Annotated in this window: 26 protein-coding genes and 1 pseudogene; 14 read left to right on the top strand and 13 right to left on the bottom strand. The window is 62.5% G+C overall.

The window, feature by feature from the left end; translation table 11 throughout:
- The first annotated feature begins 373 nt into the window (after window positions 1-373).
- A complete protein-coding gene (locus D769_RS08445; RefSeq protein ID WP_008643993.1) occupies window positions 374-685 on the top strand; it encodes a hypothetical protein in 312 nt (103 codons plus the stop codon).
- 322 nt (window positions 686-1,007) lie between these two features.
- Here the strand turns inward: D769_RS08445 and D769_RS08435 are convergent, their stop codons facing one another.
- Complete coding sequence (locus D769_RS08435; RefSeq protein WP_206536993.1) at window positions 1,008-1,469, bottom strand: carboxymuconolactone decarboxylase family protein; 462 nt, start codon at window positions 1,467-1,469, stop codon at window positions 1,008-1,010.
- 7 nt (window positions 1,470-1,476) lie between these two features.
- Window positions 1,477-1,890: a cupin domain-containing protein gene (locus D769_RS08430; protein WP_008643988.1), complete on the bottom strand. Its 414-nt coding sequence runs from the start codon at window positions 1,888-1,890 to the stop codon at window positions 1,477-1,479.
- An 89-nt stretch (window positions 1,891-1,979) separates the two neighbouring features.
- Here D769_RS08430 and D769_RS08425 point away from each other — a divergent pair, with 89 nt between their 5' ends.
- The gene (locus D769_RS08425; RefSeq protein WP_008643986.1) at window positions 1,980-3,395 is read left to right on the top strand and encodes a PLP-dependent aminotransferase family protein; all 1,416 of its coding nucleotides are present in this window, start codon (window positions 1,980-1,982) and stop codon (window positions 3,393-3,395) included.
- A gap of 59 nt (window positions 3,396-3,454) precedes the next feature.
- Here the strand turns inward: D769_RS08425 and D769_RS08420 are convergent, their stop codons facing one another.
- Entirely contained in the window at window positions 3,455-5,158 is a 1,704-nt protein-coding gene (locus D769_RS08420) for an AMP-binding protein (protein WP_008643985.1), read from the bottom strand.
- A gap of 1,200 nt (window positions 5,159-6,358) precedes the next feature.
- Here D769_RS08420 and fur point away from each other — a divergent pair.
- Both fur and D769_RS30920 read left to right on the top strand, forming a co-directional pair.
- On the top strand, window positions 6,359-6,832 hold the full coding sequence (gene fur, locus D769_RS08415) for a ferric iron uptake transcriptional regulator (RefSeq protein WP_008643982.1): 474 nt from the start codon (window positions 6,359-6,361) through the stop codon (window positions 6,830-6,832).
- A gap of 120 nt (window positions 6,833-6,952) precedes the next feature.
- The gene (locus D769_RS30920; RefSeq protein ID WP_008643981.1) at window positions 6,953-7,309 is read left to right on the top strand and encodes a hypothetical protein; all 357 of its coding nucleotides are present in this window, start codon (window positions 6,953-6,955) and stop codon (window positions 7,307-7,309) included.
- Window positions 7,310-7,322: 13 nt separating this feature from the next.
- On the opposite strand, the gene D769_RS08410 is transcribed toward D769_RS30920, so the two are convergent.
- Window positions 7,323-8,234: a DMT family transporter gene (locus D769_RS08410; RefSeq protein ID WP_035883072.1), complete on the bottom strand. Its 912-nt coding sequence runs from the start codon at window positions 8,232-8,234 to the stop codon at window positions 7,323-7,325.
- Window positions 8,235-8,311: 77 nt separating this feature from the next.
- Between D769_RS08410 and D769_RS32275 the strand changes: the two genes are divergently transcribed.
- Both D769_RS32275 and D769_RS08405 read left to right on the top strand, forming a co-directional pair.
- Window positions 8,312-8,449: a hypothetical protein gene (locus tag D769_RS32275; RefSeq protein WP_160172196.1), complete on the top strand. Its 138-nt coding sequence runs from the start codon at window positions 8,312-8,314 to the stop codon at window positions 8,447-8,449.
- A gap of 321 nt (window positions 8,450-8,770) precedes the next feature.
- Window positions 8,771-9,106, top strand: a complete 336-nt coding sequence (locus D769_RS08405; protein WP_008643977.1) for a PadR family transcriptional regulator — start codon at window positions 8,771-8,773, stop codon at window positions 9,104-9,106.
- A gap of 180 nt (window positions 9,107-9,286) precedes the next feature.
- Here D769_RS08405 and D769_RS08400 read toward each other — a convergent pair whose 3' ends face one another.
- Complete coding sequence (locus tag D769_RS08400; protein ID WP_040010948.1) at window positions 9,287-11,032, bottom strand: EAL domain-containing protein; 1,746 nt, start codon at window positions 11,030-11,032, stop codon at window positions 9,287-9,289.
- A gap of 18 nt (window positions 11,033-11,050) precedes the next feature.
- On the opposite strand from D769_RS08400, the gene D769_RS08395 reads away from it, so the two are divergent.
- A complete protein-coding gene (locus D769_RS08395) occupies window positions 11,051-13,039 on the top strand; it encodes a diguanylate cyclase (RefSeq protein ID WP_008643974.1) in 1,989 nt (662 codons plus the stop codon).
- Window positions 13,040-13,126: 87 nt separating this feature from the next.
- Here D769_RS08395 and D769_RS08390 read toward each other — a convergent pair whose 3' ends face one another.
- On the bottom strand, window positions 13,127-13,498 hold the full coding sequence (locus D769_RS08390; RefSeq protein ID WP_008643973.1) for a hypothetical protein: 372 nt from the start codon (window positions 13,496-13,498) through the stop codon (window positions 13,127-13,129).
- 211 nt (window positions 13,499-13,709) lie between these two features.
- Here D769_RS08390 and D769_RS08385 point away from each other — a divergent pair, with 211 nt between their 5' ends.
- Together D769_RS08385 and fumC are read left to right on the top strand one after the other, a co-directional pair.
- Complete coding sequence (locus D769_RS08385) at window positions 13,710-14,060, top strand: four-helix bundle copper-binding protein (RefSeq protein WP_008643972.1); 351 nt, start codon at window positions 13,710-13,712, stop codon at window positions 14,058-14,060.
- Window positions 14,061-14,225: 165 nt separating this feature from the next.
- The gene (gene fumC, locus D769_RS08380) at window positions 14,226-15,629 is read left to right on the top strand and encodes a class II fumarate hydratase (protein WP_008643971.1); all 1,404 of its coding nucleotides are present in this window, start codon (window positions 14,226-14,228) and stop codon (window positions 15,627-15,629) included.
- A 118-nt stretch (window positions 15,630-15,747) separates the two neighbouring features.
- Here fumC and D769_RS08375 read toward each other — a convergent pair whose 3' ends face one another.
- The 4 genes from D769_RS08375 to D769_RS08360 all read right to left on the bottom strand — a co-directional run bounded on the left by D769_RS08375 (window position 15,748) and on the right by D769_RS08360 (window position 20,444).
- A complete protein-coding gene (locus D769_RS08375; protein ID WP_008643970.1) occupies window positions 15,748-16,911 on the bottom strand; it encodes a porin in 1,164 nt (387 codons plus the stop codon).
- Between the two features lie 226 nt (window positions 16,912-17,137).
- On the bottom strand, window positions 17,138-18,469 hold the full coding sequence (locus D769_RS08370) for an MFS transporter (protein ID WP_008643969.1): 1,332 nt from the start codon (window positions 18,467-18,469) through the stop codon (window positions 17,138-17,140).
- A gap of 49 nt (window positions 18,470-18,518) precedes the next feature.
- Window positions 18,519-19,595, bottom strand: coding sequence for a M14 family metallopeptidase (locus tag D769_RS08365; protein ID WP_241227844.1), 1,077 nt, complete (start codon window positions 19,593-19,595; stop codon window positions 18,519-18,521).
- Window positions 19,596-19,640: 45 nt separating this feature from the next.
- The gene (locus tag D769_RS08360; protein WP_008643966.1) at window positions 19,641-20,444 is read right to left on the bottom strand and encodes a gamma-glutamyl-gamma-aminobutyrate hydrolase family protein; all 804 of its coding nucleotides are present in this window, start codon (window positions 20,442-20,444) and stop codon (window positions 19,641-19,643) included.
- A 116-nt stretch (window positions 20,445-20,560) separates the two neighbouring features.
- Between D769_RS08360 and D769_RS08355 the strand changes: the two genes are divergently transcribed.
- The 3 genes from D769_RS08355 (at window position 20,561) to D769_RS08345 (ending at window position 22,701) form a co-directional block, all read left to right on the top strand.
- Window positions 20,561-21,508 (top strand): LysR family transcriptional regulator, encoded by a 948-nt coding sequence (locus D769_RS08355; protein WP_008643965.1) that lies wholly within the window; start codon window positions 20,561-20,563, stop codon window positions 21,506-21,508.
- 174 nt (window positions 21,509-21,682) lie between these two features.
- Complete coding sequence (locus tag D769_RS08350) at window positions 21,683-22,198, top strand: hypothetical protein (protein ID WP_008643964.1); 516 nt, start codon at window positions 21,683-21,685, stop codon at window positions 22,196-22,198.
- 23 nt (window positions 22,199-22,221) lie between these two features.
- Window positions 22,222-22,701: a hypothetical protein gene (locus tag D769_RS08345; RefSeq protein ID WP_346773379.1), complete on the top strand. Its 480-nt coding sequence runs from the start codon at window positions 22,222-22,224 to the stop codon at window positions 22,699-22,701.
- Window positions 22,702-22,732: 31 nt separating this feature from the next.
- On the opposite strand, the gene D769_RS32630 is transcribed toward D769_RS08345, so the two are convergent.
- Complete coding sequence (locus D769_RS32630; protein WP_241227843.1) at window positions 22,733-23,008, bottom strand: hypothetical protein; 276 nt, start codon at window positions 23,006-23,008, stop codon at window positions 22,733-22,735.
- 435 nt (window positions 23,009-23,443) lie between these two features.
- Between D769_RS32630 and D769_RS08335 the strand changes: the two genes are divergently transcribed.
- Window positions 23,444-23,686, top strand: a complete 243-nt coding sequence (locus tag D769_RS08335; protein WP_008643961.1) for a hypothetical protein — start codon at window positions 23,444-23,446, stop codon at window positions 23,684-23,686.
- A gap of 50 nt (window positions 23,687-23,736) precedes the next feature.
- On the opposite strand, the gene D769_RS08330 is transcribed toward D769_RS08335, so the two are convergent.
- Both D769_RS08330 and D769_RS08325 read right to left on the bottom strand, forming a co-directional pair.
- Complete coding sequence (locus tag D769_RS08330) at window positions 23,737-23,955, bottom strand: hypothetical protein (protein ID WP_011520164.1); 219 nt, start codon at window positions 23,953-23,955, stop codon at window positions 23,737-23,739.
- 206 nt (window positions 23,956-24,161) lie between these two features.
- Window positions 24,162-24,857: a Crp/Fnr family transcriptional regulator gene (locus tag D769_RS08325; protein ID WP_008643959.1), complete on the bottom strand. Its 696-nt coding sequence runs from the start codon at window positions 24,855-24,857 to the stop codon at window positions 24,162-24,164.
- A gap of 155 nt (window positions 24,858-25,012) precedes the next feature.
- Between D769_RS08325 and D769_RS08320 the strand changes: the two are divergent.
- A pseudogene (locus D769_RS08320) lies at window positions 25,013-25,198 on the top strand (acyl-CoA synthetase); the annotation flags it as partial.

Genomic DNA, 25,198 nt, shown 5'->3' with positions numbered 1-25,198 from the left:
CCGAAGGGGTTCCGACGCGCGGCGCGTCACGCTTGCATCTGTGAATCCTGCTGGTTTGACTGACATGCTCAAGCTCCGAAGGTAGTCCTATTTGCCTGAACCGGCAGCGATGTGCCACCCGTTCCCTGCCTTCGTTATAGGCCACCGCGACTACGCGCGACCATCTGAAATTTCCCAAAATCCAGCGGGAAATTCCTACCGCGAAATCAACGCGCGGTGTGACGCTTGCGATGCTGGTGAGGAAATTCGGAGCCGTCGTCCCGCTGAATGGGCAACATCCGAGCAACGCGATTGCCCGGGGCAATCACAATGAGGAAGAACGGTCGACCATCCACGCATCGGTCACTGCATGACACCTCCCGGAGTTCCAACCATGCATCCCGAACTTCAAGACGAAATCCTGCAACTCAGGGCCAGGAGCGCGCGCTTTGCCTGCCTGTCGTATCGGCTCAGCGACCTTGAGGATGTGCTTCGCTTCATCAAGTCAGGTCTCCTGAAAGCAACGCCTGCATCTGAGTTCCTGTGCGTGGACGCAATGCCGCTTGGCTTTTCTTTTTTTGAGAGTACGGCGCACGGCATCGCATCAGCTTACACAGCCCCACTCCCGTACCTCACACTGGGCATTTCTGAATCAAGAGACGGAAACTTCTTCGTGGGGAATCGTGATATCCCATCAATGCGATGAACTGGCGCAAAGATGCGCGCATTGACGGCATGAAAAGACCGCCCAGCGAACACTGGGCGGGTAAGGGGAGTTGCGGCGCCAATTGGGGGAACTGGCGAAACCGCGTCTTGAACATATCAGACCGGAAGTTTCTGGCCGATTTCAACGAGATTGCATTTTCGTCAATCGCGAGGGAAAGGCATGCCCCGGGACTCACCAAACATCACTCCATCTTCAATCCCACCGCCTTCGTGACGGACTGATAGGTCGGCCAGTAAGCGGCGATAAACTGCCGTAGCGCATCGCCGGTCAGGGGCGATGGAACCGGGAAAACCAGACCGCATCAGGTGCCGGCCGCCAGCGTGGAATCCGGAGCGCGGCGAAAGCTGATGGCCAGCCGGTTGTAGGCGTTCATCAGGCTGATTGCTATCGTCAGGTCGGCAAGTTCCTTTTCACCGAACACCGCAGCGGCAGCGTTGAAATCCGCGTCTGGCACATGGGTGTCAGCCACGCGAGTCACCGATTCGGCCCATGCCAGTGCGGCCTTTTCGCGCGCGCTGAACATTGCGCCGGCTTCATGCCATACCTGCACGAGCGCGAGTTTTTCCGGCTGAACGCCTTTCTTGATCAGATCGCGGGTATGCATGTCCAGGCAATAGGCACATCCGTTGATCTGGCTGACGCGCAAGTAGATCAGATCGACGAGGATATCTTCCAGCCCGGACTGCATGATGTACCCATACACGCCGCCCAATGCCTTCACACCACCCGCGGCAACTTTCGTGTAATCCACTCTCATTCTCACGCTCCCATTAGTCATTGGTTGTCAGTGCCTTGTCGTCGGTATCGACAACGAACACAGCAAGGAGCCTGGCTGGCTCGGTCTTGCTGGCATTGCGACTCACGGGATGGCGTGAGCCTGGTTCTTCGAAGAACGCTTCCCCGGCCTTGTAGGTGTGCTCCGGGGCGTCATTCACCTTGCTCACAATAGTGCCCGACAAGACGTATGCATAGATGAATGCCGACTTTGCGTGGGTATGTGGATGCGAGGCGCCACCGGGTGGGTAGAGAACCTCCACAGCGACGAGAGACTTGCCAGGAATGTTCGGAATAGCTCGCGAGAAGTTCGGTTTGACGATATCTTCAGCGCCATGAGCAGTGGCCACACTGGCAACACCCAGCCCGGCCGCCGCGGCGAGAGAAATCAGAAGGTGTCGTGGTTTCATGTTCAAGCTCCTTGGAACGCTGGAATCATGAACGCTCTCAGGTTCATAAAAAAGAACCAAAAACGCGCAAAACCAATGCACCAGAAATCATGAGGAATATCCTGGACCTGAAGCTCGATCGCGACGCCAGGACGCCGCTGGCGGAGCAGATACGGCTAGGCATCACGCGTGCGATCGAGAACAAGGTGCTCGTCTCCGGTGCCAGACTGCCCTCGTGGGTCGACCTTGCGACACAACTGGGCGTCGCGCGCGGCACGGTCAAGGCGGCATATGAGCGACTGGCCGATGCGCAACGGGTTGTCTCATCACGGGCGGGTGGGACGCGCGTGTCCGACTACTCCGCCGTGGCCGCCCCCGCCAGGGAAAGCGCACGTTCCATCGAGAGCGATCTGCAGTCCCGGCTATATCAGCACTTTCTTCCTGGGCCAGCGGTGTTCCAGATGGGCGTGCCGGCCTCGGACTGCTTTCCGGCCGCGCTGTTCGGACGCCTGAGAGCGCGTGCGGCGCGTGAGGAGGTCGAAGCGCCCGCGGCATACCCCGACCCACGGGGCGAGCATGTGCTCCGACGGGAGATTGCCGCCCATCTGGCCTTGTCGCGTGGCATTGCATGTCAGCCTTCGCAAATCTTCGTTGCTGCGGGATTCACCGGCGCGCTTGGTGTCGCACTGCATGTGCTTCGCGTCGCGGGCCACAAGGCATGGGTCGAGAATCCCGGGTTTCTGCCGGCCCGCATGGCATTGACAATCCGTGGATGCACGCCGGTTCCCATTCCGGTCGACGCGGATGGCATGAACGTCGAATACGGCAAGCAGCACGCCCCGGATGCGGCGCTGGCACTGGTAACCGCTGGACAACAGGCGCCATTGGGACCGACGTTGTCGCTCGCGCGCCGAATGCGCCTTATCGACTGGGCCAATCGAACGGGTGCCTGGATCATCGAAGACGACTATCTGGGCGAACTCCAGTTGAAGCGTCGCGCGGCGCCAGCACTGGTATCGCAGGACCGCACGGGACGCGTCATCCATATAGGGACATTCAGCAAGACGATCAGCCCGACGCTGCGGCTTGGATTTGCCGTTGCTCCGCCTGCGCTGGTCTCCCGCTTCGAGGAAGCTGTGGCGTGCCTGGGCTCCGCCCCCGGACCGGCCGTGCAGTTGGCGACGGCGGCATTCATGCGCGATGCGCACTACTTGCGTCACCTGCGTCGGATGAAACGGGTCTATGCTGGCCGCAGCGATGCGTTACTGACGGCGCTCGATGCCAGAGGCATGCAGGCCTACGCGGCCGGGCTCGCCGTGGTGGTCCGGCTCCCCGATGGCGCTGATGACCAGCGAATCGCGCAGGAAGCCTATGCGTACGGGCTTGCACCCGCCCCGCTATCGGGGTGCTACTGCTCCACTGTCACTCAACGATCGGGGTTGCTGCTTGGTGTCGCGACGGCTATCGAGCGACAGCTTCCCAATGCCTGCGAGCGCTTGCAGCACCTGATTCGCAAGTTCGGCTAGCGGAGTGCGGTTCCTGATCCGCCCTCCGCGGGTCTTGCCACGCCATCAGTCAACATCAGTCAACGCAAGTCGGGGAAATCTTCCTCCCAGTATTCCCCGGGCATCCTTGACGACTGATCCTCGCGCTCCATCTCGCGGCGGCGGAGGTCAACACGGCGGATCTTTCCGGAGATCGTCTTGGGTAGCTCGCTGAACTGCAGCCTGCGAATCCGCTTGTACGGGGCAAGCTTCTCTCTCGAAAAGCGGAATACTGCCCTGGCCAGTTCGGGGCCCGCCTCGTAGCCCTGGCGAACCGTGACATAGGCCTTTGGTACATACAGCTTCACCGGGTCTGGGCTCGGCACAACGGCGGCCTCGCCAATGGCTTCGTGTTCGATCAGGACGCTCTCCAGTTCGAATGGACTCAGCCGGTAGTCCGATGCCTTGAAGACATCGTCCGCACGACCCACGTAGACAAGGTACCCGTCGTCCCGGCGCATCGCGATATCGGACGTGTGATAGAAGCCATTGCGCATGGCTTCCGCAGTCGCCTTCTCGTTGTTCGAATAGCCCGCCATCAATCCAAGCGGGCGGCTGGCCAGCGAGAGGACGATCTCGCCTTCGTTTGCGAGATGATCATCCGGATCCACCAGATCGACACGGTACCCGGGAAGCGGCCTGCCCATCGAGCCGGGCACGACGGGCTGACCCGGCGGGTTGCCGATCTGGCAGGTAGTCTCGGTCTGCCCGAATCCGTCGCGAATGGTGATGCCCCACGCGCTCTGCACCCGCTCGATGATTTCCGGGTTGAGCGGTTCTCCTGCCCCGACGATCTCGCGCAGCTTTACCGCATACGAAGCCAATGGCTCCTGCACGAGCATTCGCCATACCGTGGGCGGGGCGCAGAGCGTGGTTACGTTGCGTTTCACGAGCACGTCCAGCGCATCCCTCGGAACAAAGCGGGCGAAGTTGTAGATGAAGACGCACGCCTGGGCATTCCAAGGCGCGAAGAAGCAACTCCATGCGTGCTTGGCCCATCCCGGGGAACTGATGTTCCAGTGGATGTCTCCGGGCTGCAGCCCAATCCAGTACATCGTCGACAAGTGGCCAACTGGATAGCTCTGATGCGTGTGTTCGACCAGCTTCGGTTTCGATGTCGTGCCCGACGTGAAATACAGGAGCAGCAGATCCGTCGCGCGAGTCACCCCGTCCGGGACGAAGGTTGGCGACGCCTGATACGCGTCGCCGATGTGATGCCACCCGGCGACACGCTCGCCCACCGCGATACGGGTGACACTCGCGTCAACGCCGTCGAATTTGCCCAGCTCCGCACCGTCAACCACGACGAACCGCGCCTCGCCGAGTTGCACGCGATCACGAACATCGTCGGGAGATAGCTGGGTCGTGGCAGGCAGCACGACGGCACCGAGCTTCATCGCCGCCAGCATGACGTCCCACAACTCGACCCGATTGGGCAGCATCAGGAGGAGCCGGTCGCCGCGCGAGACACCTACGCCACGAAGGTAGTTGGCCATGCGAGAAGACCGTTCCGACATCTCCCTGAAAGACAATGGCGCGCCCGCATCATCGGGGCTGTCCACAATCCAGAGTGCGGGATTGTCGTTTCCCCGAGCCATGACGTCGAAGTAATCGAGCGCCCAGTTGAATTCGCCGAGCTGCGGCCAGGCAAATTCCCCGTATGCGCGTTCGTAGTCCGCGCGATGTCGCAGCAGAAAATCCCGTGCGGCGACGAATGCCGCAGCTCCTGATGCCCCGTCTTTCATCCTTGTCTCCTGGTTGGCGCGGTAGAGCGCTCTCGAATGGACAACGAATTACCAATACATTGAACGGTGCGCGGCATTCCAGCCAACACCCAGCAGTACCCCGCCGCCACGCGTGGGCGACTGGCATGAAGTCGCGCTGCAACAACGTTGAAGTATAGGTTCGGGGGTTGGCGCTGGCAGCCGGGGAATACCAGCGTGTCTGGCGGGAATGAACTAGCCAGAACTTGCTTCGGCTTCCGACTGCGGTCGCGTCGATGAACTTGGCCCGGGATCCAGTCCAGGGATGCATTCTCTACTATGCGTCCGCCCCGGGGACGGCCGCTCTAGAGGAGCCAGCGCAACGGCTCGGCGACCACGTGGAACAATTGGGCAAGCACGGAAGTTACCTCGGTGTTCGAGACCTTTGCATAGGCAAAGATGATGACACTGGCGGATATGAGAGCGGCGCAAGCCGATTTGAGATTGTCACCCACAGCGCATCCTACGAATGTCAGGACGACGGCGCACTGCGCTTTGCCGCCCCGCCATCAACGCGGATTCGATAGCGGCATGGCAAGCATGCAGAGCGGGCTCTTGCCCAGGAACCCGGCAAGTATTGCCATTACTACGCTCGCTCGAATGGCAAGATCTGTGCGCTAGCAGCCAGAAGGCTGGAGCATGTTCGGTCTGAACACGTTCGGACAGTCGGAAACGGCACGACAAGCGGCAATGCCGCAGTGGGGCGAGTGTCGGCGAATCCGCTGCTTGATACCGGCCCTACCTATCGGACCGCAAACCCCGATCGAAAAAATCCCTTGTAATGAGATCGATTCCCATTTACTATTCGATCACTGTCTGACGCGCGGCGAGTGGCCGGGACCGGACAGTACAAGATTTCATTCAGAGCGTCGTCTCCGGCTGAAACCAGGCTCGCGACGCCCGATACCGACTTTTGTGGGGACCGCTCCGAAACACGGAGCGTTTGGTAGTAGCCAGTTGCAGGAAGATCGGGAAAACAACCAGACCCCGTTTTCCCGATCGCGTCATCCAGCAACAAGCCAGGCCACCTTTTTATTCCGCGCGCCGTCCAGGCACGGCGCGCCGCCCGGGACGATGCGACACGCGCCGGACCGGGCGTCTTCCGCCTGACTCCTTCTTTCCCGTTCCATTCCAGGCCATCGCCTGGTTCCATTGCACCGCCCGCTCGCGGGCGAGATCCGCATGATGACCTCCAACGTGAATGCCGATGTAGTCCCACTCAAGCGCGCTGGCCTGAGGGCCACGTCTCCGCGCATGCACGTGCTTGAAGTATTCCGCGCAAGCGAACGCCGCCACCTGAGCGCGGAAGACGTCTATCGGACCATGCTTGAACTGGGCATCGATGCCGGGCTGTCGACGGTCTATCGGGTGCTCAACCAGCTCGTGCAGGCGGACATCCTGTTACGCCACAGCTTTGAATCCGATCATTCTGTCTTCGAACTCAACGAGGGCGGTCATCACGACCATCTGATCTGCCTGGAATGCGGCCGCGTCGAGGAGTTTCGTGACGAGGCGATCGAGCAACGCCAGAAACAGGTGGCGGCGCGCAATGATTTCGTGCTGCGCGAGCACATGCTGGTGCTGTATGGACTCTGCCCCGATTGCCAGCAGTCACGCATTGGAGCAGTGGAAGCAGACGTCGGCGCGGGGCGCTGAAACCCCGGATGTTGCTTACAGAATAGCCAGTTTCCGTTACAAACACGCGCGAATGGTAATACGCCACATGGGTAGAGTTGAGGTGTAGCAACTCACGCCTTCTGGTGAAGGCTGAAGACCATGAACAACAAGCGTCCTCTCTACTTTTCGATTTTCCTCGCTGGCGCAGCCGCGCTCGCTGCCTCCGCCTCCGCAATGGCTCGCGTCGATATCGGCGTCAGTCTCGGCGTGCCCGCGCCGGTGGTGGTCGCTCCCGCACCCGTCGTTGTAGCTCCCGCGCCCGTGGTGGTGGCACCCCCACCGCCCGCCTATATAGCGCCGCCCCCTCCGGTCGTCTACCGCCCTGGCCCGCCGGTCTATGTGGCGCCAGCAGTCGTTGTCGGCTGGCACGGGGATCGTTATTGGGACGGCCGCCGCTGGTATGACCGCCGCGAGTACCACGCGTGGCACCATCACGACGACTACTACCGCCGTTGATCCAGCGTGACGATCACGACCGGGCCGGCGCCGGCGCCACTGCCGGCGCGGCGGGTCGCAATACCAGCCAGACCGCCACGCCAATCAGCGCCATCCCGGCGGCGTGGGCCCATGACAGCGATTCCCCGAGGAACATCCAGCCCCAAACGATGCCGAACGGCGGGATCAGGAAGGTCACGGTCAGCGATTTGACCGGACCCAGGTCGGCAATCAGCCGGAAGTACAGCACGTAGGCGATCGCGGTACAGAACATCCCGACCGCGAGCATCGCCGCCCAGACGCCAGGGCCCGCAGCCGGCAGCGTGTTCTCTCGCCACAGCGCGACCGCGCTGAAAGGCAGCAGGAACAACGTTGCGCCCACCAGGCTGCCGGCAGCGACCAGGCGACTGTCCAGACCGCCTCGAGCAGTGATCCACCGGCGCGTCAGGAAGCCCGCCAGTCCGTAGCATGACGTTGCCACCAGGCAAGCCAGCGCGCCGAGCAACACCTCGTGCGAGAACACCACCGGCCCCGTCCGCGTCAGCACGCCGACACCCGCCAGCCCCATCAGGACACCAGCCGCCTTGGCACGCGTCAGCTTTTCGGCAAAGAACAGCGAGCCGATCAGCACCCCCATCAGCGGTGTCATCGCGTTAAAGATCGCCGAGTACCCGGCTGGCAACCAGAGCGCAGCGATGGCATACATCACGAAAGGAATGCCCGAGTTGATGATGCCGAGGATGATCACGGCACGCCACTTGCCCTGCATGTCCCATTTGAGCCCGAGCATCGGAAGGCAGGCGGCAAGCGTCACGGCACCGATCAGCACCCGGAAGAATGCCGTCGGCAGCGGCCCGAGCACCGGGGCGGCGATGCGGATAAACAAGAAGCTGGCGCCCCAGATGGCCGACAGCAGTAGAAGACGGATCAGGTCAGCGGGTCTCATTGGTTTATGAAATGCAATGATCAAACCGAAAAACATCAGACCGTTGCTGATATGCGACAAAATCAGCACATTGGTCGATGCGGCGCGGAGCAACGGCTCCACGGGAAGGTATTAAAGCGCTGAAACTGGCAAGCAGCACGCTGGATTCGGACATTCCCCTGCTGGACGAGGGGATGTCTTTGCTGCGCCGCAAAATCATCGAAATCGCATCGTAAAGGGCAGAAATGCGGCGATTGTTGCGCTTCCGCCGCAAGTTACTTTCGATTTCCTTTCGTAATCACCCCTCAAATGTAGGGGGCACCAGCACAGGGCGTGACATCGCGTATTCGATTCCTTTAAAATCTGTACTGCGCCAGAGTTAATTGACCCCTCCGACGCATTCCCGACAAGCCGCCAGGCAATCCTGGCGGCTTCTTTTTTTGTCGCGACGAAAAGTTGTATCGTATGTCACAGCAGGGCCACATACAGCAACTGGCGTATGGTGCACGTTGCGTTCCCGCGTCAACCATCAGCCCCCTTACAGCGTTGCCAGCGACATGAAACGACAGTTCCTCGGCTTGCTCGCCCGCGTCTACGTCATGCAATTCGCCATGGAGGTGCCCGCCACCGTGGCGATGCTTGCGGAAATGCTCATGGATTACGGATTCCAGGTAGACATCGGCTCCGTACGACCTCTGCTGCGTGCGCTGCAGATGGAGGGTTATCTCGAAAGCGTCCTGCGCGACGGTATCGGGCGGGTTTACCTGCTCACCGAACTGGGGCGTGAAGAGTTGGCCACCAGCCGCACACGGATCGACGAGTTGTATCGCCGACTCCACAATCCCGTCGCCGAGACCGTCGCCATGGCACCGGCGACCGTTTCCCACACCTGATTCCTGATTCCCAAGCCACGCTTGAATGACGAAACCGGCACGCCGCGCCAGCGGCCTGCCGGTTTGTTTGTTTGGGTGGGATCGAACGTCTCAGCCACCGCGTATCCACCCGATGCGTGCGTAACGTTGCGTACCCGTTTCTGCGGATGCCCGCGGCGTGCCAGACGTCATGCCGCCATGTCAGGCCGCAAGCACGTCCGCATTGGCCAGACTGCTATCGCCACGCAGGATCTGACGCAGCGTATCCAGTCCAACCGGCTGGCTGAACAGGTAACCCTGCACGGCATCGCACCCTTCGGCGCGCAGGAAATCGAACTGCGCTTTTGTCTCCACGCCCTCGGCCACCACCTGCAGATGCAACTGGCGCCCGAGCGCGACGATGGCCGCGGCCACCGCCCGGTCGTGTCCTGGCACGGCGAGATCATCGACAAACGACTTGTCGATCTTGAGCTTGCTGATTGGCAGGCGGGTCAGATAGCCCAGCCCCGAGTAGCCCGTACCGAAGTCGTCGATCGAAATCCCCACGCCCAGCTGGCGCACCTGCCGGAGCGTCTCGACGGTGGTCTCGCTGCCGTCGACGAGAATGCCCTCGGTCACCTCGATGGTCAGACTGGCGGCCGGCAGCCCGGAAGCGCGCAACGCCTGCGCGACGGCCGCCGGGAAACTTGCCTGGCGCAATTGCAGCGGCGAAATATTGACCGCGACATCGATATCGCACCCCAGTTCCTGACGCACCGACTGGATATCCTGGCAAGCCTTGCCCAGCACCCACTCGCCAAGCTCGCTGACGAGCCCGCACTGCTCGGCGATCGGGATGAACTCAGACGGCTGCATCACGCCGCGCTCGGGGGTCTCCCAGGCGATCAGGGCCTCGACCCCGAGCAGCGCCAGCCTGGAAACGTCGACGATCGGCTGGTAACGCAACCGGAACTCCCCCTTGGCCAGCGCGCGACGGAGCAACCCCTCGATCGTGAAGCGCGTCCGCGATGCCTCCGCCATCTCGCTGGCAAAACGCCGCAGTTGGGCGCGCCCGCCATGCTTGGCGGCATACATCGCCGCGTCGGCCGATTTCATCAGGTCCGTCAGGGAATTGCCATCCTGGGGAAAGATCGCCATACCGAGCGAGGGCGTGACGCGAACATGTTCGCCAGCCAGCGGCAGGTCCTCGGACACGCGCGCAAGAATCTTGGCGGCCACCAGCTCGGCTTCGCCATCGAAGCGCAAGTCGCCAAGCGCCACGGCAAATTCGTCGCCGCCCATGCGCGCCACCACATCGCGGGGCCGCACCGCGCCGCGAATGCGGTCGGCAATGGTCCTCAGCAGGTCATCCCCCACGGGATGGCCGAGCGTTTCATTGATATGTTTGAAATGGTCGAGGTCAAGCAACAGCAGCGCCACACCGCTGCCACGACGGCGCGCTTCCGCGAGCAGTACTTCGCATCGCTCATGCAGTTCCGACCGGTTTGGCAGCCCCGTCAGCGCATCGTGCTTCGCCATGTGGCTGATATAGGCATCCGCGAGCGTCGCTTGCTTGCGCGCCTCCTGGCGCTCGCGCCGAAGACGGCCTGCGAGCCATCCCGCCAGCATGACAGCAGCCGTCGCGAGTAGCAGCGGAAGCCAGACGAGCGGTGACAGGAGCGGTTGCATGAACGAAGGAATGAAACAGCAGTGGAGGCGTTGTGGGCCCTTTCCCTGGCGAAGGACACCCGAAGAACACCGTGTCTGGCGCACTATACCTTGTGTGCCTGTGCCCGCACAGTAGCGGCCGGTTCGCTTCCGATGACAAGAGACGCATGGAACGCAGGCTGTCAAACCCGATTTCTCCGGGCTTTCATCATCAGGCGAACGTGATAACTTACGTTCGCCAGCAACCAGACATGCGCGACGCGCTGGCTCCAGCGAACTCACAGGCTTTCGATGCCACATCGACTCCGTGACACTCACATGCCCCGGTTACTGCCGTCGCTCAAGGTACGCATTGCGCTGATCACCACGGTGCTTGCCGCCATTCTCGGCGGAGGCATCGTCATCGGCTCGCTCTACTTCGCCCATCTCGATCTCGAAGACGCGCTGCAGAACCAGCAGGACTCCATCGTCAAGCTGTCGGTGGACCAGCTCGACACCGCGATGGACGACCGCATCGAGCTGCTCTCTCACCTGGCACCGCAACTGCGCGACACGCTCGCTTCCGCGCATGACCAGCCACACGATGCCGTACGGGCGGCGCTACAGCAGGCAATCGACCGCACGATACCGATGCCCGAGGCGTTCAATGCCGTGATGGTCGTCGACGCGGCTGGCACAGTCCTCACCATGGACGGCAAGCCCGTCGAAGTGGGTGACCGCGCCTACTTCCTTGAGGCCATTCGCACGCGCAATGTCGTGGTTGCCGCGCCGATCCGCTCCCGCGTCGGCGGCTATGTGGGTGTCCTGGTGGCGGTACCGGTGCTCTCGTCGTCCGGTGAGTTCCTGGGCGTCGCGGGGGGCTGGCTCAACCTTGCCAACTCGAACTTCCTGGTGGAAATCGCCAACAACCGGCTGGGCACCACGGGCTTCTACTGTCTGGTGTCGGCCGGCAGCGAACCCGTCTATGTCCAGCATCCGGACCCCACCATGGCGCGCAAGCCCGCCCGCGCCATTGGCGAGACCTGCGGCGTGGACGATCACAGCGCGCCACTGGAATTTCTCACGCCGACCCGACCCGTGATCGCCCGCCGGCTGATGGCAAGCACAGGCTGGGAACTCGTGGCCGTGATGCCGGCGCAGGAAGCCTACGCGCCGCTGCGCCAGATGCAGCGGCGATTCCTGATGATGTCGGCCATCGCCTTGTCGGTGGTGGCGCTGCTGATCTGGCTGGCGGTGCGTCAGTTACTGACGCCGCTTTCGCGCCTGCATCAGGTGGTGCAGGCGAGCGCGAACGACCTGGATGCATTTCAGCGCTTGCCAAAGCGACCGCACCGCGACGAGATCGGCGATGTCACCGGCGCCTTCATCCGCCTGATGCGTGACATGCGCCAGCGCGGACTGCAACTGGCACGCAGCGAACGGCGGTTGCGCGCGGTCACCGACACGCTCCCGGCACTGCTGGCCTTCATCGACAGCGACGAGCGCTACGTCTTCAACAACATCGCCTACGAACGAGTATTCGGTATGTCGCTGGATGAAATCCAGGGCAAGACCGTGCGCGAAGTGCTGGGCGAGGAACGCTACGCACGCGCCCAGCCCTTCCTGCAGCGCGCACTGCGGGGCGAGGAAGTCAGCTTCGAGGCCGAGTATCACTACCCGCATCATCACTGGATGGAAATGAACTATCGCCCGGAATGGGGCGAGGATGGCCGGCAGGTGGTGGGCGTACACATTCACGTGGAGGACATCACGCGGCGCAAGGTGGAGAATCTGCGGCTGTCGCATATCTCGCGAACGGACCACCTGACCCAACTCCAGAACCGCAACGCCTTCGAAAGCCATTTGCGGGACGCGATGACGCTGAGCCGTGCCGAGCAGCAACTGATGGCCCTGCTCTATCTGGACATGGATCGCTTCAAGGCCGTCAACGACATCCACGGCCATGCCACCGGCGATCTGCTGCTGCAGGCATTCGCGCTGCGTCTGCGGCGCTGTGTGCGCGAGAGCGATCATGTCGCGCGCATCGGCGGGGACGAATTCGCGGTGATTCTCGAGGACATCGGCACGCCAGCCACGGCGCAGCGAATTGCCGGCGCGATCCTGGAATCGGTCGGTCGGCACTTCTATTTCGATGGAATACTGGCCGACGTCGATGTGAGCATCGGCGTGGCGCTCTACAAGGGCACGCCGATCAGCGAGGAAACGCTGATGCGGCAGGCCGATGTACTGCTGTATCGCGCCAAGGCCCTGGGCCGGGGCCGCTACGAAATCGGCCCCGCGGAACTGCTGGCAGACGCTGGGGCCTGACCCACTTTCGGCGCTGAAAGCCGCCTGACAGTGTCAGAATTGGCTGGCCGGTGACGCTAGCGCTGGAGCCAGAGCTGGGGCCGCTGCTCAGTGCTTCGTAGATTCGTCGGAAGCGTCCGACGCCTGGGGCGCATCCGCGTCGAACGGCACATGGCGGCCGTCCGCCGACTGGTAGCCGAGCTTCGCGTTCTCGCCCATCATCCTCTCGTAGGCCAGCATGGCCTCGGCCACGGCCTTAGACTCGCCCTTGAACACGACCACGTCGTTGCCGCAGTTCGGGCATTGACCGCCGAATACCGCGTCGATGCCGTGCAATCCTGGCGCCGGGATGGCATCGAAATTGGTGAACGACGTCTTGCAGGCCCCGCAGACCAGTTGTGCCGGCCGCAGTGCATCGACGCGCGCACGCGCCTGTTGTGCCCGTTCCTCGGGCGTTCCCCGCCGTTTTGCCTCACCCATGATGCTGTCCTTTCTGACTGCCTGTTTTCGTCTACCACGGCCTTCTGCGCGCTTCGTCGGCCAAACCCCACTCAAAGGATTCATCCAGACTCCGCCGGCGCATGGCACGGGCGTGCCATTGTAGACCAGTACGCGTGTCCGGCACGACCACGATACGCCTGCTATTGTGGATAACGGTTGCCTACCACCTACCCCCCCAAGGAGGACACCGATGATTCGACCCACCGTGCAGGAGAATTTCTCCCGTTACGCCGACTGTATCGCAGCCTGCAATGCCGCCGCCGCCGCATGCCTCAAGTGCGCGGCCGCTTGCCTGGAGGAGCCCGACACGAAGAAGATGACGCGCTGCATTGCGCTCGATATGGATTGCGCAGGCATCGCCAACCTGGCCGCGTCCTACATGCTGCGCAACAGCGAGTTCGCGCCTCTGGTCTGCGAAGACTGTGCCGAAGTGTGCAAGTGGTGCAAGGAGGAATGCGAGCGCTATGACCATTGGCATTGCCAGGAATGCGCCAAGGCCTGCGCCGCCTGCATGGAGATGTGCCTGAAGATGACTGCCTGAAGCGCCCCGTCCCAACCTGACCAGGCAACCGCCGCCGGCGTGCATCCATGCACGCACCGGCGGCAGGGACTTTGTTCCAGTACACGGCGGATATCACACCAGGCGGCTATTCTTGCAGATCGTACTCAGCACTTGCTGCGATCCCTTTCCTGAAGGAGTCCGTCCATGTCCGAGAAGTCGTCCGCCACCCGCATCGAGAAAGACAGCCTTGGAGACGTCGCCGTCCCAGCGGATCATCTCTGGGGTGCCCAGACCGAGCGATCGCGTCAGAATTTCCGAATCGGCAGCGAAAAAATGCCGCCGGCGTTGATCGAGGCGTTCGCAATACTGAAACTGTGCGCGGCCCGCGCCAACCGGGAACTCGGCGTGCTCAAGCCCGATCTGGCCGATGCCATCGAACGTGCCGCCGAGGAAGTGATCGCCGGCAAATGGCCGGGCGAGTTTCCGCTCTCCGTTTGGCAGACGGGCTCCGGCACCCAGACCAACATGAACCTGAATGAGGTCATCTCCAACCGGGCCATCCAGCTCCTGGGCGGCGAGGTCGGCAGCAAGAAGCCGGTGCATCCGAACGACCACGTCAACTGCAGCCAGTCTTCCAACGACAGCTTTCCGACGGCGATGCACATCGCGGCCACGCGCGCGATCCAGCAGACGCTGCTGCCTTCGCTGGAAAAACTCCAGCAGACTTTCGCGAAGAAGGTCGAGGCGTTCGACGATATCGTAAAGGTCGGCCGCACCCATCTGCAGGACGCCGTGCCGCTGACGCTGGGCCAGGAATTCTCCGGCTACATGACGCAGGTGGCCGATGCCCAGTCGCGCCTGCAACAGGCCATGCTGCGCGCGATGCCGGTGCCGCAGGGTGGCACGGCAGTCGGCACCGGACTCAACGCGCCGCCGGGATTCGCCGTCGCCTTTGCCCGCGCGCTGGCCACCTACACCAGCCTGCCGTTCGAGCCCGCGCCAAACCGCTACGCACTGCAAGCCGCCCACGACGCGCTGGCCGACCTGTCCGGCGCGCTGAACACCACGGCTTCGTCATTCCTGAAGATCGCCCGCGATTTCATGCTGCTGGGCTCGGGGCCCCGTGCCGGCTTTGCCGAACTGCAATTGCCCGCCAACGAGCCCGGCTCGTCGATCATGCCCGGCAAGGTCAATCCGACGCAGGCTGAGGCCTTGGCGATGGTCTGTTGCCGCGTCATCGGCAATCACACGACGGTGACACTGGCAAACAGCCTCGGCACGCTGGAACTCAATGCGTACAAGCCAGTGATCATCTACAGCCTGATGCAGTCCGTCACACTGCTGGCCGACGCTGCATCGAGCTTCGCCGAACATATGGTCGAAGGCGTGGAACCCGATCGCGCGCGCATTCAGGAACTGCTTGAGCGCTCGTTGATGTCGGTGACCGCGCTCAACCCGCATATCGGCTACGACAAGGCTGCCGAGATCGCGAAGCTCGCGGTCAAGAAGAACCTCTCGTTGCGCGAGGCCGCCATCGCATCGGGCCACGTCACCAACGAACAATTCGATCAATGGATCGACTTCAAGGCAATGACGAAGGAAGTCTGAGAGCCGATCAGGAAAGCGAACGCGCCATCGAGATGGTGGAAACGAAAAGGCCAGGCCAGTGAATGCATTCACTGGCCTGGCCTTTTTTGAGCCACCAGCAGGCCGATGGCCCAAGCGTTCAGAACTTGTGACGTACGCCGAGCGCGACGCCGAGCATCGTGCTCTGGCCGCTGGCGAGGAAGTATCCGTTCGCGAAGCTGATGGCCGACGTATCGAAGTTGAGGCCCGCGTTCTTCGAGAACGCCGTCGTCAGGTACAGGTCGGTGCGTTTGGACAGCGTGTAGTCAGCGATGAAGGACACCTGCCATGGGTTGGCCAGATGCGTCTGGCCCAGCAGGTTCTTCACGTTGTCGTAGTTGTACTCCAGCGTCAGACCCAGGGCCGGGGTGACCTGGTAGTTGCCGCCAATCCAGAAGAAGTCGTCCCGCAGAATCAGCGTGGAGCCGTCTTGCGCCTTGTTCTGACCCCAGCGATAGCCGCCCATGATCTTGGCGGTGGCACCCAGCGTATAGCTGGCACCGATCGTCGCTTTCTTGAATGAGCCGGTACCGACGAAAGCGCCCGCGGCTGAGCTAAGGCTCGGGTTGTACTGGTCATAGGCCACGGCGACACCGAAGGGGCCTGCTGCATATTCCGCACCAAGGCCATAGGCGGAGTCGCGACGGAACTGGCCCGGCACTTCGCCATTGCCGCCCACGCTTGGCGCGCCCTGACTCGTACCCGGCAGCGCGACACCCGTGCCGAACGACCAGTGCGCGATGGCCGTCACCGGGCCGAATGTGCCGATGTATTTGGCCGTGTTGTCTTCGCGAAGGTTCGCACCTGCGAATGCCACGACGGGTTCGTACTGCACCGCATAGGCCGTGGGCGAGTAGTTCGCCATGATGTGGAATAGCGACGTGTACTGGCGCCCGAACAGGAACTGGCCATAGCGACTATCGAGTCCAACGTATGCCTGGCGACCGAACAACCGGCCTTGCGACTGCACACCGTTGTCGATGCTGAACCCGCTTTCCAGCACGTACACGGCCTTGGTGCCGCTACCGAGATCCTCCACGCCGCGCAAACCCCAGCGTGAACTGGACAGGCCACCCGAAGTCAGTCGCCATGTGTTCCCACCCTGCCCGGCATTGAAGCCATTAGCAGGTGTTGGCGGCTGAGAGCCAAGATGACTGACGTACTCGATGTTGGCATCCGCGACACCATAGAGTGTCACGCTCGACTGAGCGTGTGCAGTACCCATGGTGCCAAGCACCGCCGTCGCAAAAAAGATTTTCTTCATCGTTATGTTTCTCCTCTCATCGGTCTGAAAGACCTTCCACTCCTGCCGGAACGGCGCGAAAACACCGCCGCCCCCACAAAACTTCAGGCTGCCGTGGCCCTGACAGGTTGTCGGTCAGGAAAATGGGCGCAATTGCCCCCCGCCAGCGAATTACCCCGGCTTTGGCTTGCACTGCGGATTGGGAACACTGGGACGGCACTGCGTCCCACTGGCGAACAGGCGCGTGCTATTCGGAGATGTCGGTGCCGCGCGTTTCCGGCAGGAGCCAGATCGCCACAAGGCTGACGACGCTGGTGGCGGCGAGGTACCAGGCCGGCGCGTTAGGGTTGTGCGTCCAGGCCAGCAAGCCTGTCACCACGAACTGCGTGGTCCCTCCGAATAGCGTGGTACCGATCGCGTAGACCAGAGAGACGCCGATACTGCGAAAGCCAGCCGGCAACAACTCGGGAATCACGACAATCGATGCCGCGGCACTCATGGCGGTGAGCGCTGCGAGTACCGCTGTCACGGTCAGGAAGCTGATGGCACCGGGCATTGCGCCCAGCCACCAGAACATTGGCACGATCAACAGCATCAGCGCGACGCGCGGCGCAATCAGGACAATCTTCCGGCCGCGCCAATCGCATAGCCAGCCTCCCACCAGTCCGAACGCGAACGTCATCACGCCACCAACGAGAGCGCTGGTCTGCGCAAGTGTTGCGGGCAGGTGCAACGTCTGGATCGCGTAAGTGGTCATGTAGTTGCCAATCTGAGACGCGACCGAGGCAGACAGCACCATCAGCACGCCCAGAACAACATAGCGCCGGTGCGACTTCATCAGGCCACCGACCACCTCGGCCGTGCTGCGCTCGGTCCGGGCTTCGAAGGTTTCGGGCAGGCTGCGACGAATTTTCAGGGCGACCGGCACGAGCGCGATGCTAATCACGAAGGGGATACGCCACCCCCAGGCGGCCAGGTCTTCCGCCGGCAGCAATATCGACACCGCAACGCCCAGCAGTCCACCAACCGCCACGGCAATACCCTGGCTGGCCAATTGCCAACTCGCGTAAAGTGCGCGGCGATTCGGCGGCGCGGCCTCGACGAGTAGCGCGGTTGCTGGCCCCACCTCTCCGCCGAGCGCCAGGCCTTGTAGCAAACGGCAAGCCACCACGATGATGGGAGCGGCGATACCGATGGACGCATAGCTTGGCGTGGCGGCCATGCCAAGCGTGCCAAAGGTGATCAACGCCACGGTCAGGATCATTGCAGGCTTGCGACCGGCCCTGTCAGCCAGCGCGCCGATCAGGACGGCGCCGAGTGGGCGGGTGAAGAATCCCACTCCGAAGGTGGCGGCCGCGAGCAGCAGGCTGCCGAACTCGCCACCGACCGGAAAAAATGCGCGACCGATGTAGACGGCAAAGTATGCGTAGATGACGAAGTCGTAGAACTCGAGGGCATTGCCGGCAACGGCGGCGGCAACCGCGGCCCGACCAATGACTGGCCGAACGTCGGGCTCGCCGACATCCCTCGCCGTGTGAACCGCAAGCGTCTGGGCAGACGCCGGACTGGTGGCGCGCATTTTGTCTCCTTGGAATCGTTATGAATGGGCTGAGGGCCTGCTCAGACGATCAGTCTTCCCGCAGTCCATTCAGGGTCCGCAGGAACACGTCGCGGCCCTGTTGCCAGACAGCCTGTTGCCAGTCGTCCGCCTGGGGATAGAAAGCATCCTTGAGGGTCTGGCGGATGGCCGCCGCCTGCAGCGGGTCAGACGAACCGTGGCGGTGCAGCCAGTGTTCGGCACGGCTGGCGCCGATGACTTGCGGCATCGGATACGTGCCGAACTCCAGGCAGAGATTGGTCTGCTCGGCCTGCGCGCATTCGTCGAAGAGTGCGAACTGGATCGGCCCGGTCATCGGGATGCTGTTCGAAGTCCCGGCATGAACGGACGTCACATCCCCCCACCAACGACGCGCTCGCTCCAGCGAACGCCCTTCGTCGAGGCAAGCGAAGATGCGCTCCCCCACGCCATAAGGTCCAAGCCCAGTGTGAACATCAATGGAGCCCAGATGCTGGCAGTTGCGCGCATGGCGTTGGAGGATCCGACGAAATGTGGTGTTGCTCCAGGCCGGCTCGCGCCCGCCAAAATGCATGCCATCCTCGAAGCGGTATTGACCCAGCGAGACAGCACGCTGAAACCCCTTCACGCCCCACTCCTTGCGCAACATGAACAGCGCCAGCTCGTTGTCATCGCTGGGCGGCCACTCCGTGGGGAGCAAGAGTTCATGGATCTCCGCATAGGGCTTGTTGTCCGGCAACGGAGCCGAGAAGTCGACGAAATTGCGATTCAGGTCGACGTTCTCCTGCGTCTCCCGGCGCGAGTACGAGAACCCGTGGGGATTGACCGCATGGATATACAGCACCGCCGTGTCCGGCGCCGCTACCGGGCCAAGGCCAAGCAACCCGGTCTGAATGGCGGAGCCACAGTAGCCTTCCACGCCGTGCACGCCACTGATGATGACGGCCAGCTTCGAAGCATGCAGCGGCCCGTCGCGCACGACGTCCGTGGCCAGCGACTCGCCGTGGGCACCCTCGAGCGGCAGTTCATGGGACTCGACGTCGAGCCCTCGCGATGCGGCGACCTGCAGGAACTTCTGCCGGGCCTCCGCGTAGGTTCGACTGAACAGGTTACGAACTTCTGGTTGCACCTTGACTCCTCGATGATGCAGCGCTGATTCCATATGCCGATGACCTCAGGCGGGGAATGTCGGTCGGGATGCGCGCGTCCGTGTGGCGCGACGTTCGCCACAAGCGCGTCCAAACGCGGAAAAGATCGCTTTGGCCAGGCCGCAGTCGTCGATACGCATCTCCGGATGCCACTGGACGGCAAGCGTGAATTGCGCTGCGTTGGCAAGCGAGAACGCCTCCACGAGTCCATCGGGCGCCGTTGCTTCGATACGCAGTCCGGCACCGAGCCGCTCGACGCCCTGGTGATGCAGCGAATTGACCACGGCCGAACGCCCTGCGATCCCTTCCAGCCAGCCACCAGGCACGATGTGGATATCGTGGCTATCGTCGTACCACTGCTGGATCGGTCGGTCGTGGTCGCCCTCCCGATGATCCAGTCGGCCAGGCTGGGCGTGCACCGCGCGCTCGAGCGTGCCGCCATGCAAGACGTTCAACTCCTGAAAGCCACGGCAGATCCCCAGTATCGGGACCCCGGCATCGATCAGGGCTGGCAGCAGACCAAACACCGCGGCGTCACGGTGGGGGTCCTGGCATGTCGTTGCCGGCAGGGGCGTGGCTCCATACCTTTCCGCCGCGATGTTGGACGGACTGCCGGTCAGGACGATGCCGTCCAGCGTGTCGATCAACGTGTTGGCATCGATGGCGTCGGCGCACGCCGGGAGCAGCAGCGGCTGCGCACCGGCAATCTCGCTAACAGCCCGCACATAGCCACCGAGAACCGAGTAAGCCGGATGCCTGTGGAGGTCGATACGATCCGTGATGATCGCCACGACCGGAAGAAGTGACTTTTGAATTGGGGCGGATGACATGGAACGATGCGGCAGTCGGAATGGATCTGGCCGCAGTTTGGAGACATCCACTACTTGTGTAAATTGCAACTAAATTCTGGTTAAAATGCAATTCATGCAAGTGGGCTGTCATCGTCATGAATACGCGTCAACTACGCCACTTTCTGGCCCTTCTCGATACCGGCTCATTGGCTGCGGCGGCCGAATCGGTTCATCTGAGCCAGCCAGCGCTATCTCGCAGCATCCGCGCGCTTGAAGACACGCTTGGCGTGCCGCTGTTCGACAGGAATGACCGGCGGCTGCGCCCGACCACCTATGCCATCGCCTATGCGCCCCGCGCGCGCCGCATGCTTTCCGACGAAAAAGAAGGCCTACGGACACTCGGCCTGATGCAGTCCGGCGATCTCGGCACGTTCTCGGTAGGGATGGGCTCTTCGCTTGCCACGCCAATCCTGCGCCCGATGCTGGCTGAACTGCTGCGCACATCGCCTGGACTGCGGCTGCGCAGCCTGATCGACACGTCCGAGCGACTCCTTGATGCCCTGCATGCCGAACGCATCGACTTCTTCGTCGGCGACACCCGCGTGGCAAAGCTGCACGATGGGCTGGCGATCGAATCCATCTTTCCTTGCACATTTGGCTGGTATGCGCGGCGCGATCACCCGCTCTCACACAACGAAAATGTCAGCGCCGCGCAGATCCGTGAGTACCCTCTGATCGCGCCCGGCTACTTCGAACCATCGCTGGGACAACGGATTGCGCAACTCTACGAACTGCCCGCGCCAGTGCAGGACCAGTTCGCGCTGATTTCGGACGACATCGGCACCGTCCTGGAGATCGTGGCATCCACCGATGCAGTTGTCCCGCTGACGGACCTTGCCGCGATCTCCGCGCTCAAATCACAGCTCATTGTCGAACTTGACGTACGGCCCGCGCTGGAACTGGACTTGACGCTCGGCATCGTCCGGCATGGCAACCGCACCATGGCGCCCGCAACGATGATGGCCTTCGAGATCATCCGCCAGCGGTTCGCCATGGCGGCAAGCGAGATTGCCACCATCAAAGGACTTGCGGCGGATCGGTGATCGCACTCGATCCGCATATGGGCAGTTCGATCAGTGGGCGGGCTCCAGGACGACTTCCCCGACGATGCCCAGAAATGTCTGATTCATGACCCATGGCAAAGGGCCATGGCTGCGGGCGTTGCGGCACTGTGATAGTTTCCGCAGGTTGTTTCGATGCCTGTCTGGATGTGCCCCATGCATAAGCTTGTCTGTGTCACCACCCTCCTGCTGACGGCGATGTCGGCGGGGATGCTGACCGGCTGCAGTTCACTGATGAATGAGGGCACGACGGCTGTCGCTGGCATGGGCGGCGCTGCCATTGCCGGCGCGGTCACGGAAAACGCGGCCATTGCCACGGGCATTGGTCTCGGTGTGCAGGCTGGCGCCAAGGCCGCCCTGCAAGCCAGTCAGCGCAAGGTTCACGCCGAAACGCAGCATCAGATCGCGCAGGTGGCTGGCAACCTCGATGTCGGCGCAGTGGCGACCTGGGAAGTGGCTCACACCGTGCCGCTCGAACCCGATGAGAAGGGACAGGTGACCGTGACGCGCTTGCTGGGCAATGCCTACCTTGCCTGCAAGGAGATCATTTTCTCCGTCGACGATGCGAACAAGGGCAACGGCTTCTATATCGCCGCGGTTTGCCGCGACGGGTCGGTATGGAAGTGGGCATCCGCCGAGCCCGCTACCGAGCGGTGGGGTTCGCTTCAGTGAGGACGCTGTGCGCGAGGTTGGTCTTGTCGGCGGCGGTCGCGAGTCTCTGCGCGTGCAGTTCCGTCGGCGAAATCTCGGGTGCCGTAGCCGGAATTACCACCGGTGCCGTCACGGCAAATCCTGTTGTGGGATACGGTGTCGCGGTCGGCGTCAGCGCGGCGGCCGATGCGGCTGGCAAGTACGTCTACCGGTACTGGCAACGCGAGGAGCAGGACAGCATCGCAGCGGTCATCGGTGATACGCCGATCGGCTTCGAGCAGCCCTGGGAGGTCCGGCATGCCGTCGCCTATGGCAATCAACACGGCGTGCTACAAGTAATCCGCGTCATCGACAGTCCACTCGTTCTCTGCAAGGAAGCCTTGTTTTCCACCGTCGAGTCGGAGACGAACGGGCAGCCCGCCAAAACTTCCCAATGGTTCTTCGTCACGGCCTGCCAGCAGCAAGGCCAGTGGAAATGGGCCAATGCCGAGCCAGCGGTTGCACGCTGGGGCAACCTGCAATAGCCACCTGCCACTACCCCTTGCCGCTCGTGGCTTACGGCGCGTGCGGCGTGGGCCTGGGGCGAGGCGGTTGCGGAGGGTACGGTGGATGCGGCGGATTGGGAATCGGCCCGCCGCCCGGCCCTACCTGGATATACGGGGCGACGATGTACGGGTACTGCGCCGATCCGTCGGTTGGCCCCATCGGGTGCGTGCCAGTCACGCCCCGCTGCGAAAGCGGCGCGGTGCTCAGTTCGGTGCCGCCGCTGCTGCCATCACGGATACCGCGTTGCGTATCGAGCGACTTCGTCTGCGATGCGGCGAATGCCATGTCAGACGCTGCGCCAAGCAGCGCGACGATCGCGACGCCTCTCAACCAATGAATCGACCCTGTGAACATGAGCGTTCCGTCTTGATATGGAAATGCCGGTGACCACCAGGGGCGAACTGCACCGCTGCAACCGGCTCGAGCATGGCTGCCTGACAGCCATGTCAACACAGCGTAGCAGCGCCCTGGTCACTTCAAAGCGGCATTTACCGCCGGAATCCGGCATTTATTCCCAGGAATATTTTCGTCTTCTTTCGGGAATAAGGCGCCGGGCCGGGCAGTTCTACAGGTGCATGGCACCGCGGCGCGTAGAGCCGGAACGACAGGATCGAACGATTCTCGGGCGCGTGGTCGGCATGCAAGCCCATGCGCGGCCGTTCGTGGTCCATTGTGGCCGCAGGTGCTGGGCACCCCTTCGTACTGCCTCAGGAGATGATCATGAAAGCCCGTATCGCGGCGGCAGCCGTTGCCGCCATTGCCTCGCTTGCATCTTTCGCCACGGTAACGTCCGCCGCCGGACTCACCCCCACTACGACGGCGATGCCGGAAGGTCACGCACATGCCATCGGACCACGTGATCCGTACACCGATGGTGGCAAGGCAAGCAGGTTCGATGTCTATGCAGACACCGCGAATGTCACGGACCGGCGCGACCCGTACACCGACGGCGCGCACAGCTAAGCCACGACAGCAATCAGGTGGGCCCTGGCCCACCTGCGTTACCCGCAGCGTTATGCGGGCACGGAGATCGCCGCCGCGGGCGAGGAGGAAGTGGCCAGCACGCGAGCGGACCGCACGCGCTTCTTATCGAGCACGGCAACAACGATCAGACCAAGAGACGGGCTCAGGATCAGCGAGAAGAGAATCCAGGCAGGGCTGGAGCGTCCCAATGCCGTGGCAAACATGCCGACACCGAGGGAAGCGAGAAACCAGACAGAAATCGCGAGCATGGTGGCAGATCCCATGAGTCAAAGTGATCGCCGCGCGAACGTGGCGAGCCCTCAGTATGGGAACATCCGCAACCAGTAGCACTTGGGGAAAGGCATTAAGGGAAAGGCACTAAGGGAAAGCGCTAGCCGCAAGTGCCCGACACGTGACTCGTGGCACCAGATTGCGCACCCGGCGCCGCAATTTCGACGCCCTCAGCCTCTCGCCCTCACAACTCCGACAAGCCGAAGCGTCGCAATCCCTCGAGATCGGTCACCCTGATGGTCTGGTAAGCAAGGCTGACCATGCCGCCAGCCTCCAGCCGGCGCAACGCCTGATTCACACGCTGGCGCGACAGACCGGTCAGCAGGCCAATCTCTTCCTGTGAGAGTTCCAGCACTTCCGTGGTCTTCGGGTACAGCGCCGGATGGAACAATTGCGCGACGGCCTGTGCTACACGCGCATCGGCGCCAAGCAGCCGATCGTTCTGCACCGTGGCGATGAACTGGCCCATGCGCTCGTTGAGCTGCCGCACCACGAAACCGGCGAAGGGCAGGCTATCCGACAACAACCTGTTGAAGACCGTCTCCGGCACCAGCAGCACCCGCGAGTCGCGGATCGCGATCACGTCATAGCGGCGATCCTCGCGCTTGATCACGCTGCCCTCGCCGCACCAGCCGCCGGCGGGCACGCCGGAAAACGTGCAACCGCGCCCGTCCGGCGTATAGACCGCGAGCTTGATCAGCCCCGTATCGACCCCGATCCAGTAGCGCGAGAACTCGCCGCGCCGGGCGATATAGCCGCCTGCGGGGTATTCGCGGACAACGGTCTCGGACGCCGCCAGCGCCTGATGCGCCGGGGACAGCGCACGAAACCAGTCATGCTGGGCCAGCAGAGCGTTAACCTGATCAAGGGACGAAGACATTTGATGAGAATCAATTTTCTGGGCACTCACAATGCTGCAACGCATCGAAAACGCCAGATCTGTCATCCGGACGACAGAGTCCGCCGGAGGCGAGATGATAGCTTGCGCCGGATTTCATTCGACGAATCCCCAAGGATCACAATAGGAGACACGCCATGCCGACCGACTACGACACCGGACTGGCCCGCAACCCGGCCAACTACGTTCCGATCACCCCGCTCGACTTCATCGCCCGCGCGGCCGAGGTCTACGGCGATCGCCTGGCCATCGTGCATGGCACGGTGCGCCAGAACTGGCGCGACACCTACGCGCGCTGCCGGCGCCTGGCCAGCGCGCTGACC

Origin of the sequence: Cupriavidus sp. HMR-1, from assembly GCF_000319775.1 — a bacterium.
Taxonomy (GTDB): Bacteria; Pseudomonadota; Gammaproteobacteria; order Burkholderiales; family Burkholderiaceae; genus Cupriavidus; species Cupriavidus metallidurans.
Note: the sequence above shows the minus strand (reverse complement) of the source record. Positions and strands in the feature narration are given on the sequence as shown.

Coding starts and splice junctions, on each gene's coding strand:
- D769_RS08445 (WP_008643993.1), top strand. CDS start 374: ATGCATCCCGAACTTCAAGACGAAATCCTGCAACTCAGGGCCAGGAGC.
- D769_RS08430 (WP_008643988.1), bottom strand. CDS start 1,890: ATGAAACCACGACACCTTCTGATTTCTCTCGCCGCGGCGGCCGGGCTG.
- D769_RS08425 (WP_008643986.1), top strand. CDS start 1,980: ATGAGGAATATCCTGGACCTGAAGCTCGATCGCGACGCCAGGACGCCG.
- D769_RS08420 (WP_008643985.1), bottom strand. CDS start 5,158: ATGAAAGACGGGGCATCAGGAGCTGCGGCATTCGTCGCCGCACGGGAT.
- fur (WP_008643982.1), top strand. CDS start 6,359: ATGATGACCTCCAACGTGAATGCCGATGTAGTCCCACTCAAGCGCGCT.
- D769_RS30920 (WP_008643981.1), top strand. CDS start 6,953: ATGAACAACAAGCGTCCTCTCTACTTTTCGATTTTCCTCGCTGGCGCA.
- D769_RS08410 (WP_035883072.1), bottom strand. CDS start 8,234: ATGAGACCCGCTGACCTGATCCGTCTTCTACTGCTGTCGGCCATCTGG.
- D769_RS32275 (WP_160172196.1), top strand. CDS start 8,312: ATGCGGCGCGGAGCAACGGCTCCACGGGAAGGTATTAAAGCGCTGAAA.
- D769_RS08405 (WP_008643977.1), top strand. CDS start 8,771: ATGAAACGACAGTTCCTCGGCTTGCTCGCCCGCGTCTACGTCATGCAA.
- D769_RS08400 (WP_040010948.1), bottom strand. CDS start 11,032: ATGTGGCATCGAAAGCCTGTGAGTTCGCTGGAGCCAGCGCGTCGCGCA.
- D769_RS08395 (WP_008643974.1), top strand. CDS start 11,051: ATGCCCCGGTTACTGCCGTCGCTCAAGGTACGCATTGCGCTGATCACC.
- D769_RS08390 (WP_008643973.1), bottom strand. CDS start 13,498: ATGGGTGAGGCAAAACGGCGGGGAACGCCCGAGGAACGGGCACAACAG.
- D769_RS08385 (WP_008643972.1), top strand. CDS start 13,710: ATGATTCGACCCACCGTGCAGGAGAATTTCTCCCGTTACGCCGACTGT.
- fumC (WP_008643971.1), top strand. CDS start 14,226: ATGTCCGAGAAGTCGTCCGCCACCCGCATCGAGAAAGACAGCCTTGGA.
- D769_RS08375 (WP_008643970.1), bottom strand. CDS start 16,911: ATGAAGAAAATCTTTTTTGCGACGGCGGTGCTTGGCACCATGGGTACT.
- D769_RS08370 (WP_008643969.1), bottom strand. CDS start 18,469: ATGCGCGCCACCAGTCCGGCGTCTGCCCAGACGCTTGCGGTTCACACG.
- D769_RS08360 (WP_008643966.1), bottom strand. CDS start 20,444: ATGTCATCCGCCCCAATTCAAAAGTCACTTCTTCCGGTCGTGGCGATC.
- D769_RS08355 (WP_008643965.1), top strand. CDS start 20,561: ATGAATACGCGTCAACTACGCCACTTTCTGGCCCTTCTCGATACCGGC.
- D769_RS08350 (WP_008643964.1), top strand. CDS start 21,683: ATGCATAAGCTTGTCTGTGTCACCACCCTCCTGCTGACGGCGATGTCG.
- D769_RS32630 (WP_241227843.1), bottom strand. CDS start 23,008: ATGGCATTCGCCGCATCGCAGACGAAGTCGCTCGATACGCAACGCGGT.
- D769_RS08335 (WP_008643961.1), top strand. CDS start 23,444: ATGAAAGCCCGTATCGCGGCGGCAGCCGTTGCCGCCATTGCCTCGCTT.
- D769_RS08330 (WP_011520164.1), bottom strand. CDS start 23,955: ATGCTCGCGATTTCTGTCTGGTTTCTCGCTTCCCTCGGTGTCGGCATG.
- D769_RS08325 (WP_008643959.1), bottom strand. CDS start 24,857: ATGTCTTCGTCCCTTGATCAGGTTAACGCTCTGCTGGCCCAGCATGAC.